At 63.7% G+C, this 21,104-nt stretch carries 21 protein-coding genes and 1 tRNA gene; 10 read left to right on the forward strand and 12 right to left on the reverse strand.

What is annotated here, in order from left to right; all coding sequences use genetic code 11:
- Positions 1-9 precede the first annotated feature (9 nt).
- Complete coding sequence (gene rpoB, locus ACQCSV_RS15140) at positions 10-3,528, reverse strand: DNA-directed RNA polymerase subunit beta (RefSeq protein WP_185261231.1); 3,519 nt, start codon at positions 3,526-3,528, stop codon at positions 10-12.
- Positions 3,529-4,101: 573 nt separating this feature from the next.
- On the opposite strand from rpoB, the gene ACQCSV_RS15145 reads away from it, so the two are divergent.
- Together ACQCSV_RS15145 and ACQCSV_RS15150 are read left to right on the forward strand one after the other, a co-directional pair.
- Complete coding sequence (locus ACQCSV_RS15145) at positions 4,102-5,301, forward strand: acetyl-CoA C-acetyltransferase (RefSeq protein ID WP_354153310.1); 1,200 nt, start codon at positions 4,102-4,104, stop codon at positions 5,299-5,301.
- Positions 5,302-5,317: 16 nt separating this feature from the next.
- Positions 5,318-5,815, forward strand: a complete 498-nt coding sequence (locus tag ACQCSV_RS15150; protein WP_354153309.1) for a YbaK/EbsC family protein — start codon at positions 5,318-5,320, stop codon at positions 5,813-5,815.
- A 136-nt stretch (positions 5,816-5,951) separates the two neighbouring features.
- On the opposite strand, the gene rplL is transcribed toward ACQCSV_RS15150, so the two are convergent.
- From rplL to ACQCSV_RS15195, 9 genes are all read right to left on the reverse strand, one after another.
- Entirely contained in the window at positions 5,952-6,329 is a 378-nt protein-coding gene (gene rplL / locus ACQCSV_RS15155) for a 50S ribosomal protein L7/L12 (RefSeq protein ID WP_056344416.1), read from the reverse strand.
- Between the two features lie 80 nt (positions 6,330-6,409).
- Entirely contained in the window at positions 6,410-7,009 is a 600-nt protein-coding gene (rplJ, locus tag ACQCSV_RS15160) for a 50S ribosomal protein L10 (protein WP_354153308.1), read from the reverse strand.
- A 296-nt stretch (positions 7,010-7,305) separates the two neighbouring features.
- Positions 7,306-8,424 carry a GNAT family N-acetyltransferase gene (locus tag ACQCSV_RS15165; protein ID WP_354153770.1) on the reverse strand — a complete coding sequence of 373 codons (1,119 nt, stop codon included), beginning with the start codon at positions 8,422-8,424 and terminating at the stop codon, positions 7,306-7,308.
- A gap of 8 nt (positions 8,425-8,432) precedes the next feature.
- Positions 8,433-9,551 carry a GNAT family N-acetyltransferase gene (locus ACQCSV_RS15170; protein ID WP_426938710.1) on the reverse strand — a complete coding sequence of 373 codons (1,119 nt, stop codon included), beginning with the start codon at positions 9,549-9,551 and terminating at the stop codon, positions 8,433-8,435.
- A 114-nt stretch (positions 9,552-9,665) separates the two neighbouring features.
- A complete protein-coding gene (gene rplA, locus ACQCSV_RS15175) occupies positions 9,666-10,373 on the reverse strand; it encodes a 50S ribosomal protein L1 (RefSeq protein WP_354153306.1) in 708 nt (235 codons plus the stop codon).
- A gap of 142 nt (positions 10,374-10,515) precedes the next feature.
- Positions 10,516-10,947, reverse strand: coding sequence for a 50S ribosomal protein L11 (rplK, locus tag ACQCSV_RS15180; protein ID WP_024365990.1), 432 nt, complete (start codon positions 10,945-10,947; stop codon positions 10,516-10,518).
- A gap of 130 nt (positions 10,948-11,077) precedes the next feature.
- Complete coding sequence (nusG, locus tag ACQCSV_RS15185; protein ID WP_354153305.1) at positions 11,078-11,935, reverse strand: transcription termination/antitermination protein NusG; 858 nt, start codon at positions 11,933-11,935, stop codon at positions 11,078-11,080.
- A 116-nt stretch (positions 11,936-12,051) separates the two neighbouring features.
- On the reverse strand, positions 12,052-12,336 hold the full coding sequence (secE, locus tag ACQCSV_RS15190; protein WP_104061916.1) for a preprotein translocase subunit SecE: 285 nt from the start codon (positions 12,334-12,336) through the stop codon (positions 12,052-12,054).
- A gap of 81 nt (positions 12,337-12,417) precedes the next feature.
- A tRNA-Trp gene (locus ACQCSV_RS15195) sits at positions 12,418-12,490 on the reverse strand.
- Between the two features lie 275 nt (positions 12,491-12,765).
- Here ACQCSV_RS15195 and ACQCSV_RS15200 point away from each other — a divergent pair.
- Entirely contained in the window at positions 12,766-13,983 is a 1,218-nt protein-coding gene (locus ACQCSV_RS15200) for a pyridoxal phosphate-dependent aminotransferase (protein ID WP_354153304.1), read from the forward strand.
- Between the two features lie 84 nt (positions 13,984-14,067).
- Here the strand turns inward: ACQCSV_RS15200 and ACQCSV_RS15205 are convergent, their stop codons facing one another.
- Complete coding sequence (locus tag ACQCSV_RS15205; RefSeq protein WP_354153303.1) at positions 14,068-14,751, reverse strand: response regulator transcription factor; 684 nt, start codon at positions 14,749-14,751, stop codon at positions 14,068-14,070.
- Positions 14,748-16,193 carry a PspC domain-containing protein gene (locus ACQCSV_RS15210; protein ID WP_426938711.1) on the reverse strand — a complete coding sequence of 482 codons (1,446 nt, stop codon included), beginning with the start codon at positions 16,191-16,193 and terminating at the stop codon, positions 14,748-14,750. The genes ACQCSV_RS15205 and ACQCSV_RS15210 overlap by 4 nt, the downstream gene beginning before the upstream one ends.
- 124 nt (positions 16,194-16,317) lie before the next feature.
- Between ACQCSV_RS15210 and ACQCSV_RS15215 the strand changes: the two genes are divergently transcribed.
- The 7 genes from ACQCSV_RS15215 (at position 16,318) to ACQCSV_RS15245 (ending at position 21,100) form a co-directional block, all read left to right on the forward strand.
- Positions 16,318-17,778 carry a PspC domain-containing protein gene (locus tag ACQCSV_RS15215; protein WP_426938712.1) on the forward strand — a complete coding sequence of 487 codons (1,461 nt, stop codon included), beginning with the start codon at positions 16,318-16,320 and terminating at the stop codon, positions 17,776-17,778.
- Position 17,779: 1 nt separating this feature from the next.
- Positions 17,780-18,070, forward strand: a complete 291-nt coding sequence (locus tag ACQCSV_RS15220; RefSeq protein WP_426938713.1) for a hypothetical protein — start codon at positions 17,780-17,782, stop codon at positions 18,068-18,070.
- A 3-nt stretch (positions 18,071-18,073) separates the two neighbouring features.
- The gene (locus ACQCSV_RS15225) at positions 18,074-18,325 is read left to right on the forward strand and encodes a PspC domain-containing protein (RefSeq protein WP_354153299.1); all 252 of its coding nucleotides are present in this window, start codon (positions 18,074-18,076) and stop codon (positions 18,323-18,325) included.
- Between the two features lie 66 nt (positions 18,326-18,391).
- Complete coding sequence (locus tag ACQCSV_RS15230) at positions 18,392-18,973, forward strand: ATP-binding cassette domain-containing protein (protein ID WP_426938714.1); 582 nt, start codon at positions 18,392-18,394, stop codon at positions 18,971-18,973.
- Positions 18,974-19,072: 99 nt separating this feature from the next.
- A complete protein-coding gene (locus ACQCSV_RS15235; RefSeq protein ID WP_426938715.1) occupies positions 19,073-19,228 on the forward strand; it encodes a hypothetical protein in 156 nt (51 codons plus the stop codon).
- Between the two features lie 97 nt (positions 19,229-19,325).
- Complete coding sequence (locus ACQCSV_RS15240; RefSeq protein WP_354153297.1) at positions 19,326-20,351, forward strand: ATP-dependent 6-phosphofructokinase; 1,026 nt, start codon at positions 19,326-19,328, stop codon at positions 20,349-20,351.
- A 32-nt stretch (positions 20,352-20,383) separates the two neighbouring features.
- Entirely contained in the window at positions 20,384-21,100 is a 717-nt protein-coding gene (locus tag ACQCSV_RS15245) for a GNAT family N-acetyltransferase (RefSeq protein ID WP_354153296.1), read from the forward strand.
- Positions 21,101-21,104: the final 4 nt, after the last annotated feature.

The following is a 21,104-nucleotide window of genomic DNA, read 5'->3' on the forward strand; positions in this document are numbered from 1 at the left end:
GACGCCCTGCTAAACCTCTTCTACGGAACTGGGCTCTGCACGAGACAGATCGATGCCCAGTTCTTCCGCAGCCGTGAAGACTGCGTCATCAGAGTCACGCATTTCAATTGTGGTTCCGTCCGTGGAGAGTACTTCCACGTTCAGGCACAGTGACTGCATTTCCTTGATCAAGACCTTGAAGGACTCAGGAACGCCCGGCTCGGGGATGTTCTCGCCCTTGACGATTGCTTCGTAGACCTTGACACGACCGTGAATATCATCCGACTTGATGGTGAGGAGTTCCTGGAGTGTGTACGCGGCGCCATAAGCTTCCAGCGCCCACACTTCCATCTCACCGAAGCGCTGGCCACCGAACTGTGCCTTACCACCCAGCGGCTGCTGCGTGATCATGGAGTACGGGCCAGTGGAACGGGCGTGGATCTTGTCGTCCACCAGGTGGTGGAGCTTCAGGATGTACATGTAGCCGACCGAGATCGGATCCGGGAACGGCTCGCCGGAGCGGCCGTCGAAGAGGCGGGTCTTGCCTGAGGAGTTGATCAGGCGGTCGCCGTCGCGGGTGACGTTGGTGGAGTCCAGCAGACCCGTGATTTCCTCTTCACGGGCGCCATCGAACACCGGCGTTGCAACAGTGGTCGAGCCACTCTCGCGCGGCAGGTTCGGCAGCTGCTTCATCCACTCGGGCTCGCCTTCGATCTTCCAACCGGTCTTGGCAACCCAGCCGAGGTGCGTTTCCAGCACCTGGCCGACGTTCATACGGCCCGGAACACCCAGCGGGTTCAGGACGATATCAACGGGGGTACCGTCGGCAAGGAAGGGCATGTCCTCGATCGGGAGGATCTTGGAGATAACACCCTTGTTGCCGTGACGGCCGGCGAGCTTGTCGCCGTCGGTGATCTTGCGCTTGGCGGCCACGTAGACGCGCACCAGCTGGTTCACGCCCGGGGGCAGTTCGTCGTCGTTGTCGCGGTCGAAGACGCGGACGCCGATGACGGTGCCGGACTCGCCGTGCGGAACCTTCAGGGAGGTGTCGCGCACTTCGCGGGACTTCTCACCGAAGATGGCACGCAGCAGGCGCTCTTCCGGGGTCAGCTCGGTTTCACCCTTCGGGGTGACCTTTCCGACCAGGATGTCGCCGGCTTCAACTTCGGCACCGATGTGGATGATGCCGCGCTCGTCCAGGCCTGCCAGGACTTCCTCGGACACGTTGGGGATGTCACGGGTGATTTCCTCGGCACCAAGCTTGGTGTCGCGGGCATCGATCTCGTGCTCCTCGATGTGGATGGAGGAAAGTACGTCCTCGGCAACAATGCGCTGCGAGAGGATGATGGCGTCCTCGAAGTTGTGGCCTTCCCATGACATGAATGCCACGAGCAGGTTCTTACCGAGGGCGAGTTCGCCCTGGTCCGTTGCCGGACCGTCGGCGATGATGCCGCCGACCTCGAGTCGCTGGCCTTCGTTCACCAGGACACGGTTGTTGTAGCAGTTGCCCTGGTTGGAGCGTGCGAACTTGTTGATGCGGTAGTTGGTTTCCGTACCGTCGTCGTTGAGCATGATGACGAGCTCAGCGGAGACCTCGGTAACCACACCGGCCTTCTTCGCGATGGTGACATCACCGGCGTCGACGGCGGCGGCGCGCTCCATGCCGGTGCCCACGAACGGGGCCTCGGAACGGACCAGCGGCACGGCCTGGCGCTGCATGTTGGCACCCATGAGTGCGCGGTTAGCATCGTCATGCTCGAGGAACGGGATCAGTGCCGTAGCCACGGACACCATCTGGCGCGGGGAAACGTCCATGAACTCGACCTCGCCGGCGGGAACGAGCACAGGCTCGCCTCCACCACCACGGGCGCGGACCAGGACGGTCTCTTCGGCGAACTTCTTGTTCTCATCCAGCGGAGCGTTGGCCTGAGCGATCAGAACCTCTGCCTCGTCGTCGGCCGTGAGGTACTGGACCTCATCGGAGACAACGCCTTCAGCGACGAGACGGTAAGGAGTCTCGATGAAGCCGAACGGGTTGATGCGGCCGTAGGATGCCAGCGAACCGATCAGACCAATGTTCGGGCCTTCAGGGGTTTCGATGGGGCACATACGTCCGTAGTGGGACGGGTGAACGTCTCGAACTTCCATGCCTGCGCGGTCACGGGACAGACCACCCGGGCCAAGCGCGGACAGACGGCGCTTGTGGGTCAGACCCGAGAGCGGGTTGTTCTGGTCCATGAACTGCGACAGCTGGGACGTTCCGAAGAACTCCTTGATGGCTGCAACAACAGGGCGGATGTTGATCAGTGTCTGCGGCGTGATTGCCTCGACGTCCTGGGTGGTCATCCGCTCGCGGACAACGCGCTCCATACGGGACAGGCCGGTGCGGACCTGGTTCTCGATGAGCTCGCCGACGGCGCGGATACGACGGTTGCCGAAGTGATCGATGTCATCGATATCAACGCGCAGCTCGTGGTCCTGGCCATCACGCTTGCCCGTGAGGGTCTTCTCGCCAGCGTGCAGGGCAACCAGGAACTTGATCATGGCCACGATGTCTTCAACGTGCAGGACCGAAGCTTCCTTGTCGCCAAGGGAGCGGTCGATGCCAAGCTTGCGGTTGATCTTGTAACGGCCAACCTTGGCCAGATCGTAGCGCTTGGAGTTGAAGTACAGGTTGTCCAGGAGGGACTGGGCAGCCTCGACTGTGGGCGGCTCGCCCGGTCGCAGCTTCCGGTAGATGTCCAGCAACGCGTCTTCGCGGGTCTCGGTGGCGTCCTTCTCCAGCGTTGCGCGCATGGAGTCGTACTGGCCGAACTCTTCGAGGATCTGGCCTTCGGTCCAGCCCAGGGCCTTCAGCAGAACAGTGACGGACTGCTTGCGCTTACGGTCGAGGCGAACGCCGACCTGGTCGCGCTTGTCGATCTCGAGTTCAAACCATGCACCGCGGGACGGGATGATTTTGGCAGTGAAGATGTCCTTATCACTGGTCTTGTCGGCGGTGCGCTCAAAGTAGGCGCCCGGTGAACGGACCAGCTGGGAGACGACCACACGCTCGGTGCCGTTGACGACGAAGGTGCCCTTCTCCGTCATGAGGGGGAAGTCGCCCATGAACACGGTCTGCTGCTTGATTTCGCCCGTGTTGTTGTTCATGAACTCGGCCTTGACGTACAGCGGTGCCGAATACGTTGCGTCCCGGTCCTTGCACTCGGCCATGGTGTACTTCGGGTCAGCGAACTCCGGATCGGAGAAGCTCAGGGACATGGTGCCCTGGAAGTCCTCGATCGGGGAGATCTCTTCAAAGATGTCCGACAGTCCAGACGAGGTGGCGACACTGAGATCGTTTTCTTCGACGGCCTTCGCTACGCGGGCCTGCCAGCGTTCGTTTCCGACTAGCCAGTCGAAGCTGTCCGTCTGCAGGGCAAGGAGATTCGGAACGTCCAGCGGTTCGTGAATCTTTGCGAATGAGAGCCGGCGCGTGGCACCATCAGTGCTGTTTGATTCGATAGCGGTGGCAGTGTTATTTACATTAGAGGTGCTCGAGGCGACCAAGAGGGATCCTTCCACAGACCTTCAGGCGTTTTCAGATCTCCCCCGCTGTGCACCCTGCGGAATGACTCCGCAGTGCTACCATCCGGTTCCGCTATATGACCCGGGCCGGGGCTTTCCATACAATGACGTTGTTGACGGCACGTTGATGGTCAGCTGCCAGGCAAAGCCCACCGCTATATGAAGGCTGAAGGTAAACAGGGAAGACGCAAATATCTACGATACGGCAAAACCAATTACGTGTCTACCCCACAACTGGACTTATTGCAAGCACTGATTTTTCGTACCGGAAGAGGCCTCAGAGGCGCAGCGTCCGGACTGAAAGAGCGCGACGGCGACGCGGTGGAGGGCGCGGAGTGGACGCACTGGGGGCTGCTGTTGATGAAGAGCTGTCCGGCGCAAGAGTGGCAACGCTGCAGGCGGTGAGCCCGGCGAGGCGGCGGATGGGCAGTTCCCCCCCTATTGGCCGTGCCGGCACGACTGGAATCTCCGGTACCCATTCGGCGTTTGGATTAATGGGTGACATGTCTCACGGTAGCCTTGGAAGTACATCGATTCAGAGCGGAAGAGATCACAATGGGCAACTCCAACGACAATACTGACGTTGTTATCCTGGCTGGTGCGCGCACGCCGCAGGGCCGGCTCAACGGGCAACTGGCGAGCTTCACCGCCGTCGAACTCGGAGCGCACGCGATCAGGTCCGCGGTCGCCGCGAGCGGCGTGCAGGCCGGCCAGGTGGATGCCGTCATCATGGGCCAGGTACTGCAGGCCGGTGCCGGTCAAAACCCCGCACGCCAGAGCGCCATTGGCGCAGGGATTGGCTGGAACGTTCCTACTCTCACCATCAACAAGGTGTGCCTGTCCGGGCTGACCGCGGTGATCGACGCCGCAAGGATGATCCGCAGCGGCGACGCCTCGGTGGTGGTGGCCGGTGGCCAGGAATCCATGTCCCGTGCGCCCCACCTCCTGCCGGGTTCGCGCCAGGGCTGGACCTACGGCGCCATCCAGGCGCTGGATGTCGCGGCGCACGACGGACTCACGGATGCCTTCGATGGTCAGTCCATGGGGCTGTCCACCGAAACCAAGAACCTGACACTGGGCATCGACCGGACCCCGCAGGACAACGTGGCCGCCCAATCGCACCAGCGCGCGGCGCTGGCGGCGAAGAACGGCGTCTTCGACGACGAGATCGCACCCATCAGCGTCAAGCAGCGCAAGGGAGACCCCATCGTTGTGGACACCGACGAAGGCGTTCGCCCGAACACATCCCTCGAGTCCCTGGCCGGACTGCGGGCAGCCTTCGCCAGCGACGGAACCATCACGGCAGGCAACTCCTCTCCCCTGTCCGACGGCGCCGCCGCCCTTGTGCTGGCATCGCGCCGGTTCGCGGAGGAGAACGGCCTGGAATACCTGGCTGTGGTGGGGAAACCCGGCCAGGTTGCCGGTCCGGACAACTCCCTGCATTCGCAGCCGTCCCACGCCATCAAGAACGCTCTGCAGCGGGCAGAATGGGGCACCACCGACCTGGACTTCATCGAAATTAACGAAGCGTTCGGTTCGGTCGCAGTGCAGTCGCTGAAGGACCTGGACTACCCGCTGGAGAAGTGCAACATCCATGGCGGCGCCATTGCGCTGGGCCACCCGATCGGGGCGTCCGGTGCGCGGTTGGCGCTGCACGCGGCCCTCGAACTTAAACGGCGTGGCAGCGGTAAGGCTGCGGTCTCCCTGTGCGGCGGCGGCGGTCAGGGTGAAGCCCTGCTGCTGTACCGCGACTGATGGCGGGCAGGGACTGATGGTGGGGCAGGCCGGCGACCCAAGTGCCGCCGTCGGACGTCAGCGCTTCCTTGCTGACGCCGCCGCGCGCGGCCTGGCCGTGCAGATTGTGGAGCGCCTCGCTGCGCGGAACCTCGAGGAGGCTGCCGGGATCCTGGGCATCACGCCTGCGGAAATCGTGAAGTCCCTGGTGGTCAAACACAAGGACGGAACGTTCCTGTTCGCGCTGATTCCGGGTGACCGGCAAATCTCGTGGCCAAAACTGCGGACCCTGGTGGGCGTCAACAAACTCTCATTACCGTCCGCGGACGTAGCGCTCGACGCGACCGGCTACGAACGCGGGACCATCACCCCGCTCGGCAGCACCACCGCCTGGCCGGTGTACGCGGACGCCACCATTGCCGGCCGCCGCATCTCCATGGGCGCCGGCGAACACGGCTACAGTGCGTTTGTGGACGCCGACGCCCTTACCGCTGCCCTGCGCGCCGTTGTCGCCGATATCTCCGAACCGAATTAGCAACGCGGGGTCACTTACGGCCTATCAATGGGCACTTCATGGGCCATATGTGACCCCGCGTTTGGGTTAATCGTTGGGTTAAACGCAGGAAACCCCGCCCACCGAAGTGGACGGGGTTTCCGTGAAGAGGCGTGAGTTACTTGAGGGTAACGGTTGCGCCGGCAGCCTGGAGCTGCTCCACTGCCTTCTCGGCAGCTTCCTTCGTGACGCCTTCGAGAACAGCCTTCGGAGCACTGTCAACAACGTCCTTAGCTTCCTTCAGACCCAGGGAAGTGATTGCGCGAACTTCCTTGATCACTGCGATCTTCTTTTCGCCAGCAGATTCGAGGATAACGTCGAATTCAGTCTGCTCTTCAGCTTCTTCAGCTGCGCCGCCACCGGCGGGGCCAGCAACAGCAACTGCAGCTGCAGTAACTTCGAAGGTCTCTTCGAAGAGCTTGACGAACTCGGAGAGCTCGATGATGGTCAGTTCCTTGAAAGCTTCAATGAGCTCTTCGTTGGTGAGCTTCGCCATGGTGTGGCGTCCTTCCTATAGGTGGTGCTTGGCGGCCTGGGCCATTGCCTTCACACCGGAGTCTGGTGGGTGAAGAGAAACTAGTTCTCTTCGGCAGCGGGTGCTTCGGCGGGAGCCTCTGCACCTGCTTCGGGGGCTTCGTCTGCGGCCGGAACTTCTTCCGCGGCGGGAGCCTCGGCTGCTGCCGGTGAACCGTTCGCTTCTTCGAGCTTGAGGCGCAGTGCATCAATGGTGCGTGCAGCGGCGGCAGCAGGAGCCTTGAGGATGCCTGCAACCTTTGCGAGCTGCAGCTCGCGGGACTCGAGTGCTGCCAGGGCAGCGACTTCGCTCGCGTTCAGTGCCTTGCCCTCGAAGTAACCGGTCTTGATGACCAGCTGCTTGTTGGCCTTGGCAAAATCCGTCAGGCTCTTGGCAGCGGCAACTGCGTCACCCTTGATGAACGCGATTGCAGTGGGGCCGGAGAGCTGGTCGTTGAATGCTTCGACACCAGCTTCCTTGGCTGCAATTGCGGTCAGGGTGTTCTTGACGACCGAGAACTTGGTGTCCTGGCCGAGAGAAACACGCAGCTGCTTGAGCTGTGCAACGGTGAGCCCACGGTATTCGGTCAGGACAGCGGCGTTCGATTCCTTGAAATCGTTAGTGATCTCAGCTACTGCTGAAACCTTTGTAGGCGTTGCCATAACCCTCCTTCCGGGGATAGTGCCGGTATGCGACGGTCCCCGCTCAGATGAGCTAAAACTAAAAAACGCCCCGCGCAGATGCACGGGGCTTGGCTCGACACGGCTTTCACTGTGGAGCGTTGCTTCGTTCACCTGCGCCGGCCGCCCTATGTTCAGGGTCCTTCGTCCAGAAATACATTTGGCCTCCCGCACACAACTGCAGAGTTGAGCTGCGTTCAGGAGAATGGATTTCCAACAACCGACGGTCTTTGGTAGTTCAAGCTTACGGGACGGGCCGCCGGACCACCAAATCGGCCTCAGCTCTTACTGGTCCCCAGGTGTGGGAGCTCTTTTTGCCAGATGCCGGTCACGCCGGCCGTGGTGAAGCCCAGCTGCTGGTTGACCGTCAACAGGTACCTGTTCTCCGGCGCGTTCCAGGTGTAGATCACCCGGGCGTCCGGGAACTGCTCGGTGAGCCGCCCCATGTTGGCCACCTTGATCGAGAGCCCCAGCTTGTTCCCGCGGTGCTCCTGCAGGACCAGGGTGTCGTCCTGGAACACCACATCGGGCCGGTGGGCCAGGACGCTGATAGTGGTCAGGCCCACCAGTGCCCCGGTGGCCAGATGCTCAACGGCGGTCACCACGGTCCGCCTCCCCTGCGCGATGGTGACCTCTTCCGCCCCGCGGAGGATGCCGCCGTCGAACACCATGTCCTGGTCTACGGGGGTCTCAAGGGCAGGATCGACGTCGGCGCCCGCCTGGTTCTCGAGCACGGCTACGGCTTCCAGCCACTCATCCGGGCAGCGGTCAGTCCAGTGATGGAGCCGGAACCGCCCGTTGTTGGCTTCATCAGCCTCGGCCTGGAGATCGGCCACGAGTTTGGTGTCCAGGGGCAGTGCACAGGCGCTGAACTGTTCGATGTGCTGCAGCGTGTAGCCCGTCCGGCGCGCGAATTCGACTTCCCGGCTTTCCAGCGGCACAAAGCCCTGGCCTGAACCCGGCACCAGCTGGGCAGCCTCGAACTCGTGCAGGGACGCGCCGGGATGGTTGGTGTCAACGAGGATCAAGGTACGGCCCTCGCTGCGCGCCAGGTGTTCGGCCGCGAGGAGCAGCTTGCGGCCCACCCCCTGGCGTTGGAATTCCGGCAGGATGTCCAGCGTGAACTCCGCCATGTCCAGGTTGTCCGTCAGCGGCAGGGCAATGTCCACCGTGCCGATGATCTGATCCCCGGCCTTGGCCACCAAGATAATCTGGCGCTCATAGGGATCGGCCAGCTCAAGGAGCTTCTCCAGCGGCGTGTAAGCGAGGTCATCAGTGCCCCAGGTCTGCATCCGGACTTTGCGGCCCACCTCGATGGCAGCCAAAAAATCCGTTGCGTCAGGCGCGTCCAAGGTATCCGGGATCCACAGCTGCTCGATCCTTACGTCTTCTGCCATCAGGTGCGTCATCCCAGCCGTTTCTGCCACTCGCCCTCATAACCAGCAGGTGTGAATCCAAGCAAACTATTTATCGCCAGCATATGCCGGTTTTCCACAGCGTTCCATGTCAGCACCGATCGCGCCGCGGGCCACCGATGCTGGGCCGCCCGCAGGTTCGCTGTCTTGATCAGCAATCCCAGCCTCTGGCCGCGGTGATCGGACGTGACCAGCGTGTCCTGCTGGGCAATGCTCGTAGGAATGCCCGGCCGCCAGTTCGCGACCGTGTAGGCCACCAGCTTGCCGGTAGGCCTGTGCAGCGCCGCCGCGACCTGGCTCTGCACGCCGCCGCGGCTGCTCGACTGCTCCTCCTGCCGGACCCTGGCTGGGTCCCAGTCCTCAGCTTCCCAGTCCAGGCCGGCGATAGGGACGTCCGTGCTCATCCGGTTCTTGAGGACTGCGTATTCAACCACGAGTTCGTCAGGACACCGATCAGACCAGCCCACCAGGGTGTATCCGGTTGCCCGTGAAGATGCCTCCAGCTCCAGTGCATCGAGTTTGTTCGCCGGGACTGGCAGCGTGAGCCGGCTGGCCCTCTCCACCTGTTCGAGTTCGTAACCCGCACGGGCTGCAAAGACGACGGCAGGATCATCTGCGGGCAGCCCACCTGCTCCTGATTTGGCGGGAATCAGCCGGGTGTCCTTATCCACCGTCCCGGAGGGCAGCTCACAGTAGCCATCAAAAGAGGTGCGGCCTTTGTCCGCGCCAACAGCCTCGGCATGTTCCAGCAGCTTCCGGCCCCAGCCCTGCCGCCGAAAGGCTGCCGCCACGTCCACCAGGATCCCTGCCGTGGACGTGTTTTCGCGTAGGGGCAGGGTTACGGAGCAGGTGCCCACGGTTTGCTGGCCCAGCCGTGCGATGAAGAGCCGGCGATCCTCGTACGGATTACCGCGCCAGTATTCCAGGCTCTCCATGGCTGTGGGGCAGCGGTCCAGGTCGCCCCATTTCTCCAGTTCGTGTTTCTCGCGCAAGGCGTGGCACTCGTGGAAGTCCATCACGCCGGCGGTGCCGCCGGCACTGTGGTCCGTCCCGGCGTCGAGCGCTGCAGGAATGGCGACTGCGGTGATCTTCAGCTGCTGGCCGGTCATGCCCCCAGCCTAACCATCCGGACGGTTCAGCGGGGTAAACCAAAGGACCGCCCGGCGCAGTGCCGGACGGTCCTAGGGTGTGCCGGAATGAACCGGCGGAAGTGCTGCTGAGGACTAGACCTCGGTCAGGACCTTCGTGACGTTGGGGTCGACGGAGATGCCGGGACCGAACGTGGTGGCCACGGTGGCCTTCTGGATGTAGCGGCCCTTGGAAGCGGACGGCTTCAAACGAAGCACCTCTTCCAGTGCTGCTGCGTAGTTCTCGGCCAGCTTGAGGGCGTCGAAGGAGACCTTGCCGATGATGAAGTGCAGGTTCGAGTGCTTGTCGACGCGGAAGTCGATCTTGCCACCCTTGATGTCGTTGACAGCCTTGGCGACATCTGCGGTCACGGTGCCGGTCTTCGGGTTCGGCATCAGGTTACGGGGACCCAGGACCTTACCAAGACGGCCAACCTTGCCCATGAGGTCAGGGGTGGCAACGGCTGCATCGAAGTCGGTCCAGCCGGCTGCGATCTTTTCGATCAGGTCATCGGAACCCACGAAGTCGGCGCCGGCAGCGATTGCTGCCTCAGCCTTGTCGCCCGTTGCGAAAACCAGTACGCGGGAGACCTTACCCGTGCCGTGGGGCAGGATAACGGTGCCGCGGACCATCTGGTCAGCCTTGCGAGGGTCAACGCCCAGGCGGAATGCAACCTCAACGGTGGCGTCGAACTTGGACGGGTTGGTGTCCTTGGCGAGCGTTACTGCCTCGAACGGCGCGTAGAAGTTCTCCGCGTCGATCTTGGCGGCTGCTGCCTCATATGCTTTGCTGCGCTTTGCCATGCTGCTTATTTCTCCTTGTGCAGTTGTGGTCTGCGGACCGCGCTGGGCCCTGCCACAGCCGAGGATCCTGAATGGATCCTGCGGCATTACGGTTTGTGCCGGTTGTCCGGCAGTGGTGCCGGTTTCCCGACGGTGAAGGCTATTAGCCTTCTACAGTGATACCCATGGAGCGGGCGGTACCGGCGATGATCTTCGCTGCGCCCTCGAGGCTGGTGGCGTTGAGATCTTCCATCTTGGTGGTGGCGATCTCGTTGACCTGGGCCTGAGTCAGCTTGGCAACCTTGACGGTGTGCGGGGTGGGTGAACCCTTGGCAACGCCTGCAGCCTTCTTGATGAGCTCTGCAGCCGGCGGGGTCTTGGTGATGAACGTAAAGGAACGGTCTTCGTAGACCGTGATTTCCACGGGGATAACGTTTCCGCGCTGGGCTTCTGTGGCAGCGTTGTACGCCTTGCAGAATTCCATGATGTTGACACCGTGCTGGCCAAGCGCAGGACCGATCGGCGGGGCCGGGTTAGCGGCGCCTGCCTGGATCTGCAGCTTGATGAGGCCGGTGACCTTCTTCTTGGGAGCCAATGTAAGGTCCTTCTCTCAATATCTTCCTGGGACACAGGAGCGTGCCTCAGGTTTTTGGCCGCCATGGCGAGGCGACCGGCCGTTCCGGGGCTGCTAAGCGGGCAGTCCGGAACGAATTCTGTGCGGGTAACTAGATCTTGCTGACCTGGTTGAATGCCAGCGTGACTGGGGTTTCGCGTTCGAAGATCGATACGAGCACCACGAGGGTCTGGGATTCCACCTTGATCTCGGAGATCGTGGCGGGGAGGGTCTCGAACGGACCTTCCTTGACGATGACCGATTCGCCGACCTCGAAGTCGATGTCGACCTGGGCGGCAGCGTGCTTGACGGGCTTGCCCTTTTCGGCCTGCTCTTCTTCGAAGACCGGCGCGAGCATGGAGAAGACTTCGTCGAGTCGCAGCGGCACCGGGTTGTGGGCGTTGCCCACGAAGCCGGTAACGCCGGGGGTGTGGCGGACGGCGCCCCAGGAGGCATCCGTCAGATCCATGCGGACCAGGACGTAGCCGGGGATCCGGACGCGGTTGATGACCTTGCGCTGCGCGTTCTTGATCTCAACGACCTCTTCCATGGGCACCTGGATTTCGAAGATGTAATCTTCCATGTCCAGGGTCTGGATGCGGGTCTCAAGGTTGGCCTTGACGCGGTTTTCGTAGCCGGCGTAGGAGTGGATGACGTACCAGTCACCCTCCTGGCGGCGCAGCTTGGCTTTGAATTCGTCGGCGGGGTCAACTTCGGCCTTGGCGGCCGCGGCTGCCAGGGCGTCTGCATCAGCGTCGTCGCCCTCTGAGTCGCCCTCAGCGAGTTCGCCTTCTACGGCGTCACCCTCTGAATCGGCATCCTCTGAATCGTCGGCGGAATCGGCGTCGGCGGATTCGGGCGCAGCGGACTCAACCTCGGACTCTTCACCGGCTTCAACCGTGGCGGCCGCCGTGTTGTCCGTGGACTCTTCCAGCTCAGTCTCGGTTACCTCGAGCTCCTGCTCAGACACTTGGTCTCCTGCTTCCTCATTGCCTAACATGCCTATTTAAATGGCTCAATTCCGCACACCGCGTGGGTTCTTCCGGTTTACCCGGACAAGGCCACGCGGCCTGCGGACGATATGCCTTAGCGGTCCCCGGGAGCTATCCCGCCGAAGACCCAGCTGACCACGGTTCCAAAACCGATGTCCAGCAGGCTGACGATCACCATCATGATGGCCACGAACACCAGCACCACGAGCGTGTAGTTGATCAGTTCCTTGCGGGTTGGTGCAACAACCTTCTTCAGTTCGCCGATGACCTGGCGAATGAAGAGTGCAATTCGAGCGAAGAAGTTTGCCTTGGCGTCCTTCTTAGCTGGGCGGCCCTTGGAGCTGCTGGCAGCTGTTTCGGTCACCTGGTCCTCGCTCATCTTCGCAATGTTGGATTACCCGGTCCTGATCAGAACCATGGTTGCTGCGCTTGCTCCGGCTTTCCGCCGGAACAGCTTGCGCAGGGCAGACAGGACTCGAACCTGCAACCTGCGGTTTTGGAGACCGCTGCGCTACCAATTGCGCCACTACCCTATGGATCGAAAACAGCAGCCTGACAAAACTTCCACAGTTTGCACTGGGGCGCACGTCATCATCCGTGTTTTCAACACCGGAGAACCAGTCTACGCAACAACTTCGTCTACGTCGAACCAGCCTCATTCCGGACCGCCCAATCCGCCCTGGTGGGTGACTTGACCTGCTGTCACATCCACGCCGGCAGCCCGAACGATCCGCTGAACAGCATAGAGTAGATCACGTCGAATTCCACCATTCAGCCTCCGGGCTGCAAGCGAAGAACGGACCCTGCCATGTCTGCCGCCCGCGTTTCCAAACGCATTTCCGCTATTGCCGAATCTGCAACCCTGGCCGTTGATGCCAAGGCCAAGGCGCTGAAGGCAGCGGGCCGGCCGGTTATTGGCTTCGGGGCAGGGGAACCGGACTTCCCCACCCCGGACTACATCGTCAAGGCGTCCATCGAGGCCGCCAGCCAGCCCAAGTACCACCGCTACACCCCTGCCGCCGGGCTGCCGGAACTCAAAAAGGCCATCGCCGAGAAGACGCTCCGCGACTCCGGCTACGCCGTGGATCCGTCCCAGGTCCTGGTGACGAACGGCGGCAAGCAGGCCGTGTACAACACCTTCGCCACGCTGGTGGATCCGGGCGACGAAGTGATTGTCCCCACACCGTTCTGGACCACGTACCCGGAGGCCATCAGGCTCGCCGGCGGTGTTCCCGTTGAGGTGTTCGCCGGACCTGAGCAGGACTACCTGGTCACCGTTGAGCAGCTTGAGGCCGCTGTGACGGACAAGAGCAAGATCCTGCTGTTCGTCTCGCCGTCCAACCCCACAGGATCCGTCTACAGCCCCGAGCAGGTGGCTGAGATCGGCAAGTGGGCCGCCGCCAAGGGGCTCTGGGTGGTCACCGACGAGATCTACGAGCACCTGACGTACGACGGCGTCCCGTTCACCTCGATCGCCACGGCAGCTCCGGAACTCGGCGACAAAGTGGTCATCCTCAATGGCGTGGCCAAGACCTATGCGATGACCGGCTGGCGTGTGGGCTGGATGATCGGCCCGGCCGACGTCATCAAGGCGGCCACCAACCTGCAGTCGCACGCCACGTCCAACGTTTCGAACATCATGCAGATTGCAGCCCTCGCCGCCGTCTCCGGACCGCTGACCGCCGTGGACGAGATGAAGGTGGCGTTTGACCGCCGCCGCAAGGCGATCGTGGCCGGCCTGAATGCGATTGACGGTGTTGAGTGCCCGACGCCGAAGGGTGCGTTCTACGTCTACGCGGACGTCCGTGCGCTGCTGGGGAAGGAATTCCCGACGGCGGCGGGCACCGCAACGCCGTCCACCTCCGCCGAGCTCGCTGCTTTGATCCTGGATGAAGTTGAGGTGGCTGTGGTGCCCGGTGAGGCGTTCGGCCCCTCCGGCTACCTGCGGCTCTCCTACGCTTTGGGCGACGAGGACCTGGCCACCGGCGTCGCCCGGCTCCAGGACTTCCTGGGCAAAGCCAAGTAGGCCTCCCCGAACAGCAGATGCGCTATCACTTTTGGTCCTTATGCACGGCTTATAACGACCAAAAGTGATAGCGCATCTTTGGGGCTAGAGCAGGCGGCGTTCGGCGGCCCACTTGGTGAGCTCGTGCCGGCTGGAAAGCTGGAGTTTGCGCAACACGGCTGACACATGGGTTTCCACGGTCTTGATGCTGATGAACAGCTCCTTGGCCACCTCCTTGTAGCTGTAGCCGCGGGCGATCAGGCGCATCACTTCGAGCTCACGGGCCGAAAGCCTGTCCAGCTCGTCGTCGGCAATGTCCGCCGGAGCGGTGCCGAAGGCGTCCAGCACGAAGCCGGCCAGCCGGGGCGAGAACACGGCGTCGCCGCCGGCCACGCGGAACACGGCGTCGGTGATTTCGGCCCCGGAGATTGTCTTGGTGACGTACCCCCGGGCGCCAGCGCGGATGACCGACACCACGTCCTCGGCGGCGTCGGAGACGCTCAGGGCCAGGAACTTGGTAGTGCCAAGGAGCGCCACGGAACCCGCGATCACATCCCGGCCACCACCGCCCAGGCCGCCAGGCAGGTGCACATCCAGGAGCACCACCTCCGGACGCTCCTGCGCGATTACAGCGATGGCCTGCTCAACAGTGGCCGCTTCCCCAACAACGAGGATGCTCTGATCGAGGTCGGCTTTGAGCCCCGAACGGAAGATGGCGTGGTCGTCCACGATCACCACCCGGACCGGCTGTGCGGGGCGGATGGTCCCGGTCCCCTGTACGTTGTTCATGATTTCCCTTCCGCGTTGTCCGTTTGGAGCGCCGGCATGCCCAGCCGCACCTCCGTACCGTCCGGCGTGCTGGTTATAGACGCAGATCCACCGTGCCGTTTCATGCGTCCAATGATCGATTCACGGACGCCGAGCCTGTCTTCGGGTACATCCTGCAGGTCGAAGCCAAGACCCCTGTCCTTGATGAAGATTTCCGTGCGTCCATCGGAAACTTCCACGTAGACAGAGACGGTCCCGCCGCCGTGACGGGACGCATTGAGCATCGCCTCACGGCTGGCCTGGAGCATCGCCTCGTGGGATTCGGTCATGGCGGTGTCCCCGACGCTGACCACCTCCACGGCGTTGCCGAGGGAGTCTTCCACCTCGGCCGCCGCCGCCTTGATGCGGGCCGAAAGCTGGCCTGCCTCCTTACCGGGGTCCTGGAACAGCCAGCTCCTGAGTTCACGTTCCTGGGCCCGGGCGAGCCGGAGGACGTCGTGTTCGTTTCCCGCCCGCCGCTGGATCAGGGCGAGGGTCTGGAGGACGGAGTCGTGCAGGTGGGCAGCAATCTCGGCCCGCTCCGTTTCGCGGATCCGGCCCGCACGCTCTGTTTCCAGGTCCCGCCAGAATTTGAGGGCCCACGGAAGGAGCACCAGAACCACGCCGCCAAGCACCGCCACCGATGCGAGCAGGGCCAGCCAGGTTTGTTCCCAGGATCCGGAACCGGAGACCATTAGCAGCACGCCGGCAACCACCAGCGCCAATCCGGCGGCTAGGCGCGCCCAGCCGCCTGCCTGGTCGGCCTTGGTTTTGTCCACGAGCCCGGCACGGCGGGTTTCGTCGAGCTGCATCCAGGCGATGGCTGCACCGCCCAGCACGGCGGCGGCGGGGATGAGGGTCCCCAGGGGCACGTCCACACCGAGCAGCCGGGCAATCATGATGCCCGCCACCAGGAGGAGCCCTGCGCCCAGCAGCATTTCCTTGCCGTACCGCGTGCGGCGGACCCGGAACCACGGCGGCCGCACGGCGGCCGGGTAACCGGCGGGGTAGCCGGCGGGGTAGCCGGCACGGGGCCCGCGGCCGGAGACACCCCTGGGAGCGAAACCGGGGGCGACAGCACCGGCGTCGGGATTTCCCCACCATGGACCGGCAACGGGCAGACCGGGCGAGGTCGGCACTGGCGGAGGCCCGGCGCTGAATGCCGGGTCAAGGCTGACCGCCGGCGCAATGGGCGACGCCGGACGCCTGGCGTTGCGGCGGGCGCTTTCGTCGGCGGTGGGGACCATGATCCAGAGCCACGCATAGAAGGCGAACCCGGCGCCGCCGGCGAGGGTTGCGAATGCCATGCCGATCCGCACGCTTTTCACCGGCCAGCCCAGATGCGCCGCGAGGCCGGCGCAGACGCCCGCGATGACGCGGTCGCTGCTGCGGACAAGCGGTGGGCGGGTGAGGGCGGGGATCATGTGTCAATCCAAGCACGGATCAGGGTTCCCCGGACCCGATTTCGGCCTGAACCGGGGGTAACTCAGGGGCGAGTCAGGGTGTTCCCCAGTAGAGCGCCGCCGCGCCGGACGGCAGGATCGAAGTATGAACTCCCAGACCCCTACCCCCGCTGATGGCCAGCCCACGGAACCGCCGTACGCCGGACCATATTCAGGCCCGTATTCGAGCCCGTCTGCGGGCCAGTACGCCGGCCCGCAGACCGGCGCCAAAGCACCGGGCCAGCCGAATGACTTCTTCACCTGGGTCCGGAGCCACGGCATCCAGCGGGGCGGTGACCGGTGGATCGGCGGCGTCTCCAGCGGCATCGCACACCGGATGGGCATCGATCCGCTGATTGTGCGCGGCATCTTCATTGTTCTCACCCTCTTCGCCGGAATCGGCGGCCTGCTCTACGGACTGGCCTGGGCATTCCTTCCCGAACCCGACGGGCGTATCCACGTCCAGGAAGCCGGTGCCGGCCGCTGGTCCAGCGGTATGACAGGCTCGCTGATCACCACCGTGGTGGGGCTCACCGGGCTCGGCGGCGGATTCTGGGGCTGGAGCCGCAACGGCTTCGGCGGATTCCTCTGGACCGTCTTCTGGGTGGGCGGCGCCATCTACTTGATCTACTACCTGACCCAGCGCAGCAAGGCCCGGAACGGAGCACTTATGAACACCACACCGCAGCCGGCCGGCGGAAACTCCGGTTACTCGGCTGCTTATCCCACAAACCCCTACGCCTCGCCGTTTGCTGCGACGGATTCCACCTCCACCCGCACGGCCGGCCCGTCCGGGAGCGGATCTTACCTGCCGGTCCCGCCGTCGAGCGTCAACCCGCCACACGGCGGCGGTGGCTCCTACGGCGGGGGCGGTAGCGACGGAGGTGCCTACGGCGGCTACCAGCCACCGCAGGGTCCGGCCCGGGCACCCAAGGTCCGTCCCTCCGGCCCCGGCGCCCCAGCCGTAGCCATTACAGCCGGAACAGCGCTTGTGGTGGGCGGCGGGCTCAAGGCCCTTAACGCCGGTAACGTGATCAACCTCGGCGACGCCACCAACGCGATCGTCTGGGCCAGCGGCGCAGCGGTCCTGGGCCTGGGCATCCTCATTGCGGGGTTGCGCGGCAGGACGTCAGGAATCCTCGGCTTCTTCGCCGTTGTGGCCCTGGTGATCGGCGGAATCTTCAACGTCGCGGGCAACGGCGACAGGGTCCGCTTCACCCAGGTCGACTGGGCACCCGTCAGCATCGAACAGGCACGGAACGGTTTCGACATCACCGCAGGCCGCGGGACTATTGACCTCACGGAGCTGAACGTCACCGCCCCGCTGGCCTCCGACGTCGTAGTTTCCCTGGACATCACCGCCAGCAACGTCAAGGTGGTCATTCCGGACAACGTCCCCGTGGACATCAGGGCGGACATGACCATGGGCAACCTCACCGAAGGCAACGGCCACCGGAGCGGCATCTCCACCCGCGAGAGCAGCTACAACACCGACAAGCCCGGCGCCAAGCTGATCGTGGAGATCGACGGCACCTTCAGCAACGTCACCATCCAGGAAGGGAACTGACATGAGCAACGTCAATCCGTCACCGGACCCATACACTCCGGAAAGCACGACGGCGGCCGGTCACCCAGGAGCCGACGCAACTCCGTCAGCCACCCGCATAGGAACCGTCGTCTGGGGCCTGATCGTTATGGCGCTGGCCGCCCTGATCATCATCGCCCAGTTGGGTGTGGTGACCCTGAACGGCACCTATGTCCTGATCGGCCTGATGGTCGGCGCCGGCGCCGCGCTGGTGATCGGCGGTCTCCTCTCGGCCCGGAAACGTGACAACGAACGCACAACAGGGAAGTCTTGAACCATGGACAAATTCTTCAGCATCGTCAGGGGCTTCGGCCTGAAACGTGGACCCCAACGCTGGATAGGCGGCGTGTGCGGCGGCATCGCAGCCAAGCTCAACGTGGATGTGGCCTTCGTGCGGATCGCTTTCCTGGTCTTCTGCCTCCTCCCCGGCCCCGCCGTAGTACTGTACATCGCGGCCTGGCTGGTCCTTCCCGACCAGCGGAACTCCATCCCGCTGCAGAACTTCCTGGACCGCCGGTCCATCAGCTGACACCACAGGACTGCCACGCTGGAAGCATGAACACTTTCCTCAGCCCGGGGCAGCGGCGAGCCCCCGATGCCATCACCGTCCGCGGCCTCAACAAAAACGTACGGCCTGCCCAAGGGCGAAACCCGCACGGCCGTGGACCAGCTAGATCTGACCATCTGTGCCGGCGAAACCTACGCCCTCCTGGGCCCCCACGGCGCCGGCAAGTCCACCACCATCGAGATCCTGGAAGGCCACCGGAAACCGGACAGCGGCGAGATCATGGTTCTGGGGACGCGCTCCTGGAAGGCGGCACCGTCTTTCCGTGCCAGGATCGGCATTATGCACCAGGAGGCCACAGATTCCGGGGAACTCAGGGTTTCCGAGGCGCTGCGGTGGCTGGCTTCCTGTTTCCCCACTCCCCGGCCGGTGGATGAGGTCATTGAGGCCGTGGGACTTAACGGCAAGGGCGGCGTCCGCATTTCAACCCTTTCGGGCGGCACAAAGCGCGTCCACCCTGGCGGTCCTGCCGGTACTCCTCCTGTCCTTCACGTCGGGCGTGTACTTTCGGTTCTCCCAGCTTCCGGACTGGCTGCAGTCCATGACCAATTTCTTCCCTTTGCGCTGGACGGCGAGCGCCTTCAGGCCTGTCTTCCTGCCGGCCTGCTTTGAAACCGTTGAGCCCGGGAGCACGTACAACCTGCCGCTGACGTTCCTGGTCCTGGGCATTTGGGTGGCCGCAGGCGCAGGGCTGGCCCGGTTGGCGTTCAAGTGGCCACCGCAGAAGTAGAGAGTCCCGTGCCGCACGGATCCGGTGGCGGTGGCGAAGCGACGGTCAAAACCCACCTGCTGCGGGTCTTCAACAAACTGGATGTGGACGCCAGGACCCGTGCCGTGGTCCTTGCCATGGAACGCGGCGTTTTGTAACCGGTTTGTGTCGTAACGCACACCGCCGACTACAATCTAGGTGAGCTCAGCGTGGCGCTCTGCCTGTATACCTTCACACCAGGATTTGAGCCGAGACATGAAAATTGGAATTCTTACCAGCGGTGGCGACTGCCCCGGACTGAACGCTGTCATCCGCGGAGCCGTCCTCAAGGGCATCGCCATCCATGGCCACGAATTCGTGGGTTTCCTGGACGGCTGGCGGGGCGTCGTCGAAGGCGACGTCATCGATATTCCCCGCACTTTGGTCCGGGGCATCGCGAAGCAGGGTGGCACCATCCTGGGCACCTCCCGCACCAACCCATTTGAGAACGGCGGCGGCCCGGAGGTCATCAAGGCTCACATGGACCGCCTCGGCATCGACGCCATCATCGCGATCGGCGGAGAAGGGACCCTGGCTGCTGCGAAGCGCCTCACGGATGCCGGCCTCAAGATTGTGGGCGTCCCCAAGACCGTGGACAACGACCTCGACGCCACGGATTACACGTTCGGTTTCGATACGGCCGTGCAGATCGCCACCGAAGCCATTGACCGGCTCCGGACTACGGGCGAGTCCCACCACCGTTGCATGATCGCCGAGGTGATGGGCCGTCACGTGGGCTGGATCGCGCTGCACGCCGGCATGGCGGCAGGCGCGCACGCCATCCTGATCCCCGAGCAGAAGGTCAGCATCGAGCAGATCACCGAGTGGGTCCAGGAAGCCCACGACCGTGGCCGCGCACCGTTGATTGTGGTGGCCGAGGGCTTTGTGCCGGACCACATGGAATCCCCGCACTCCGAGCGAGGCCTGGACACGTTTGGCCGGCCACGGCTGGGCGGGATCGCGGACCAGCTCGCCCCGGAGATTGAAGCCCGCACCGGCATCGAGACCCGCGCCACCATCCTGGGGCACATCCAGCGCGGCGGCGTGCCGTCCGCGTTCGACCGTGTGCTCGCCACCCGTCTGGGCATGGCCGCGATCGACTCCGTCGTGGAGGGCTACTGGGGCACTATGGTGGCGCTTAAGGGCACCGACATCGAGCACGTGAGCTTCGACAAGGCCCTGGGCCAGCTGAAGACTGTGCCACAGAAGCGCTACGACGAGGCTGCAGTCCTCTTCGGCTAAGCCGTCGCCGCTGTGCTGGGTAGGCTGGGGATATGACTCTTGACTCCGGTTCTGCCGCCATCATCCAACTCGCTTGGGCCCGGCATCTGGGGCTCGACGACGGCGCATTCGCTGCGTCGCTGAGTTCAGGCGAGCGGATGGTCAGAGCCGACGATGCTGCAGAGACGGTGGAGTTCGTCAGGCTCTTCGGCAGCTCGGCACTTGTGGGACCGCAATGGGTCATTGATGCCGCCGCCGGAATTCCGGACGAGGAGATGGCACAACATGTGACACTGCTCACCCTGACACGATCGCACGGGGGCCACGGACTGGGCTCTGCGGCGTTGTTCTTCGCCGACGACCTGCCTCTGCGCCAGCCCTCCGAAGAACTCACCGTGTCCCACGGAAATGCGGAAGCGATCGAGCTCGAAGGCCTGTGCCCGCCGGACGACGTCAACGAAGTGCACCTGTCAGACCTTGAGAACCGGTACACAATCCTCCACGAAGTGGACGGGCTGCGCCTTCCGGTGGCGTGCGGCGCCTACGGGGAATGGGAAGGCCTTCTCGCGCAGATGGGAGTCCTGGTGGACCCCGGGTGGCGGCGCCGCGGGCTGGGAACCGCGGCCGCATCCATCGCTGCCCACGAGGCCCTCGCGGCGGGCCTCACCGTCCAGTGGCGCGCCGAGGTCAGCAACACCGGCGCCGTGGCCCTGGCACGTCAGCTGGGCCTGTCCGCCGGCGGCATCCAGACCAGCGTGCACCTGCGCTGAACTG

The sequence above is a fragment of the Pseudarthrobacter sp. S3 genome (assembly GCF_050156905.1).
Classification (GTDB): domain Bacteria; phylum Actinomycetota; class Actinomycetes; order Actinomycetales; family Micrococcaceae; genus Arthrobacter.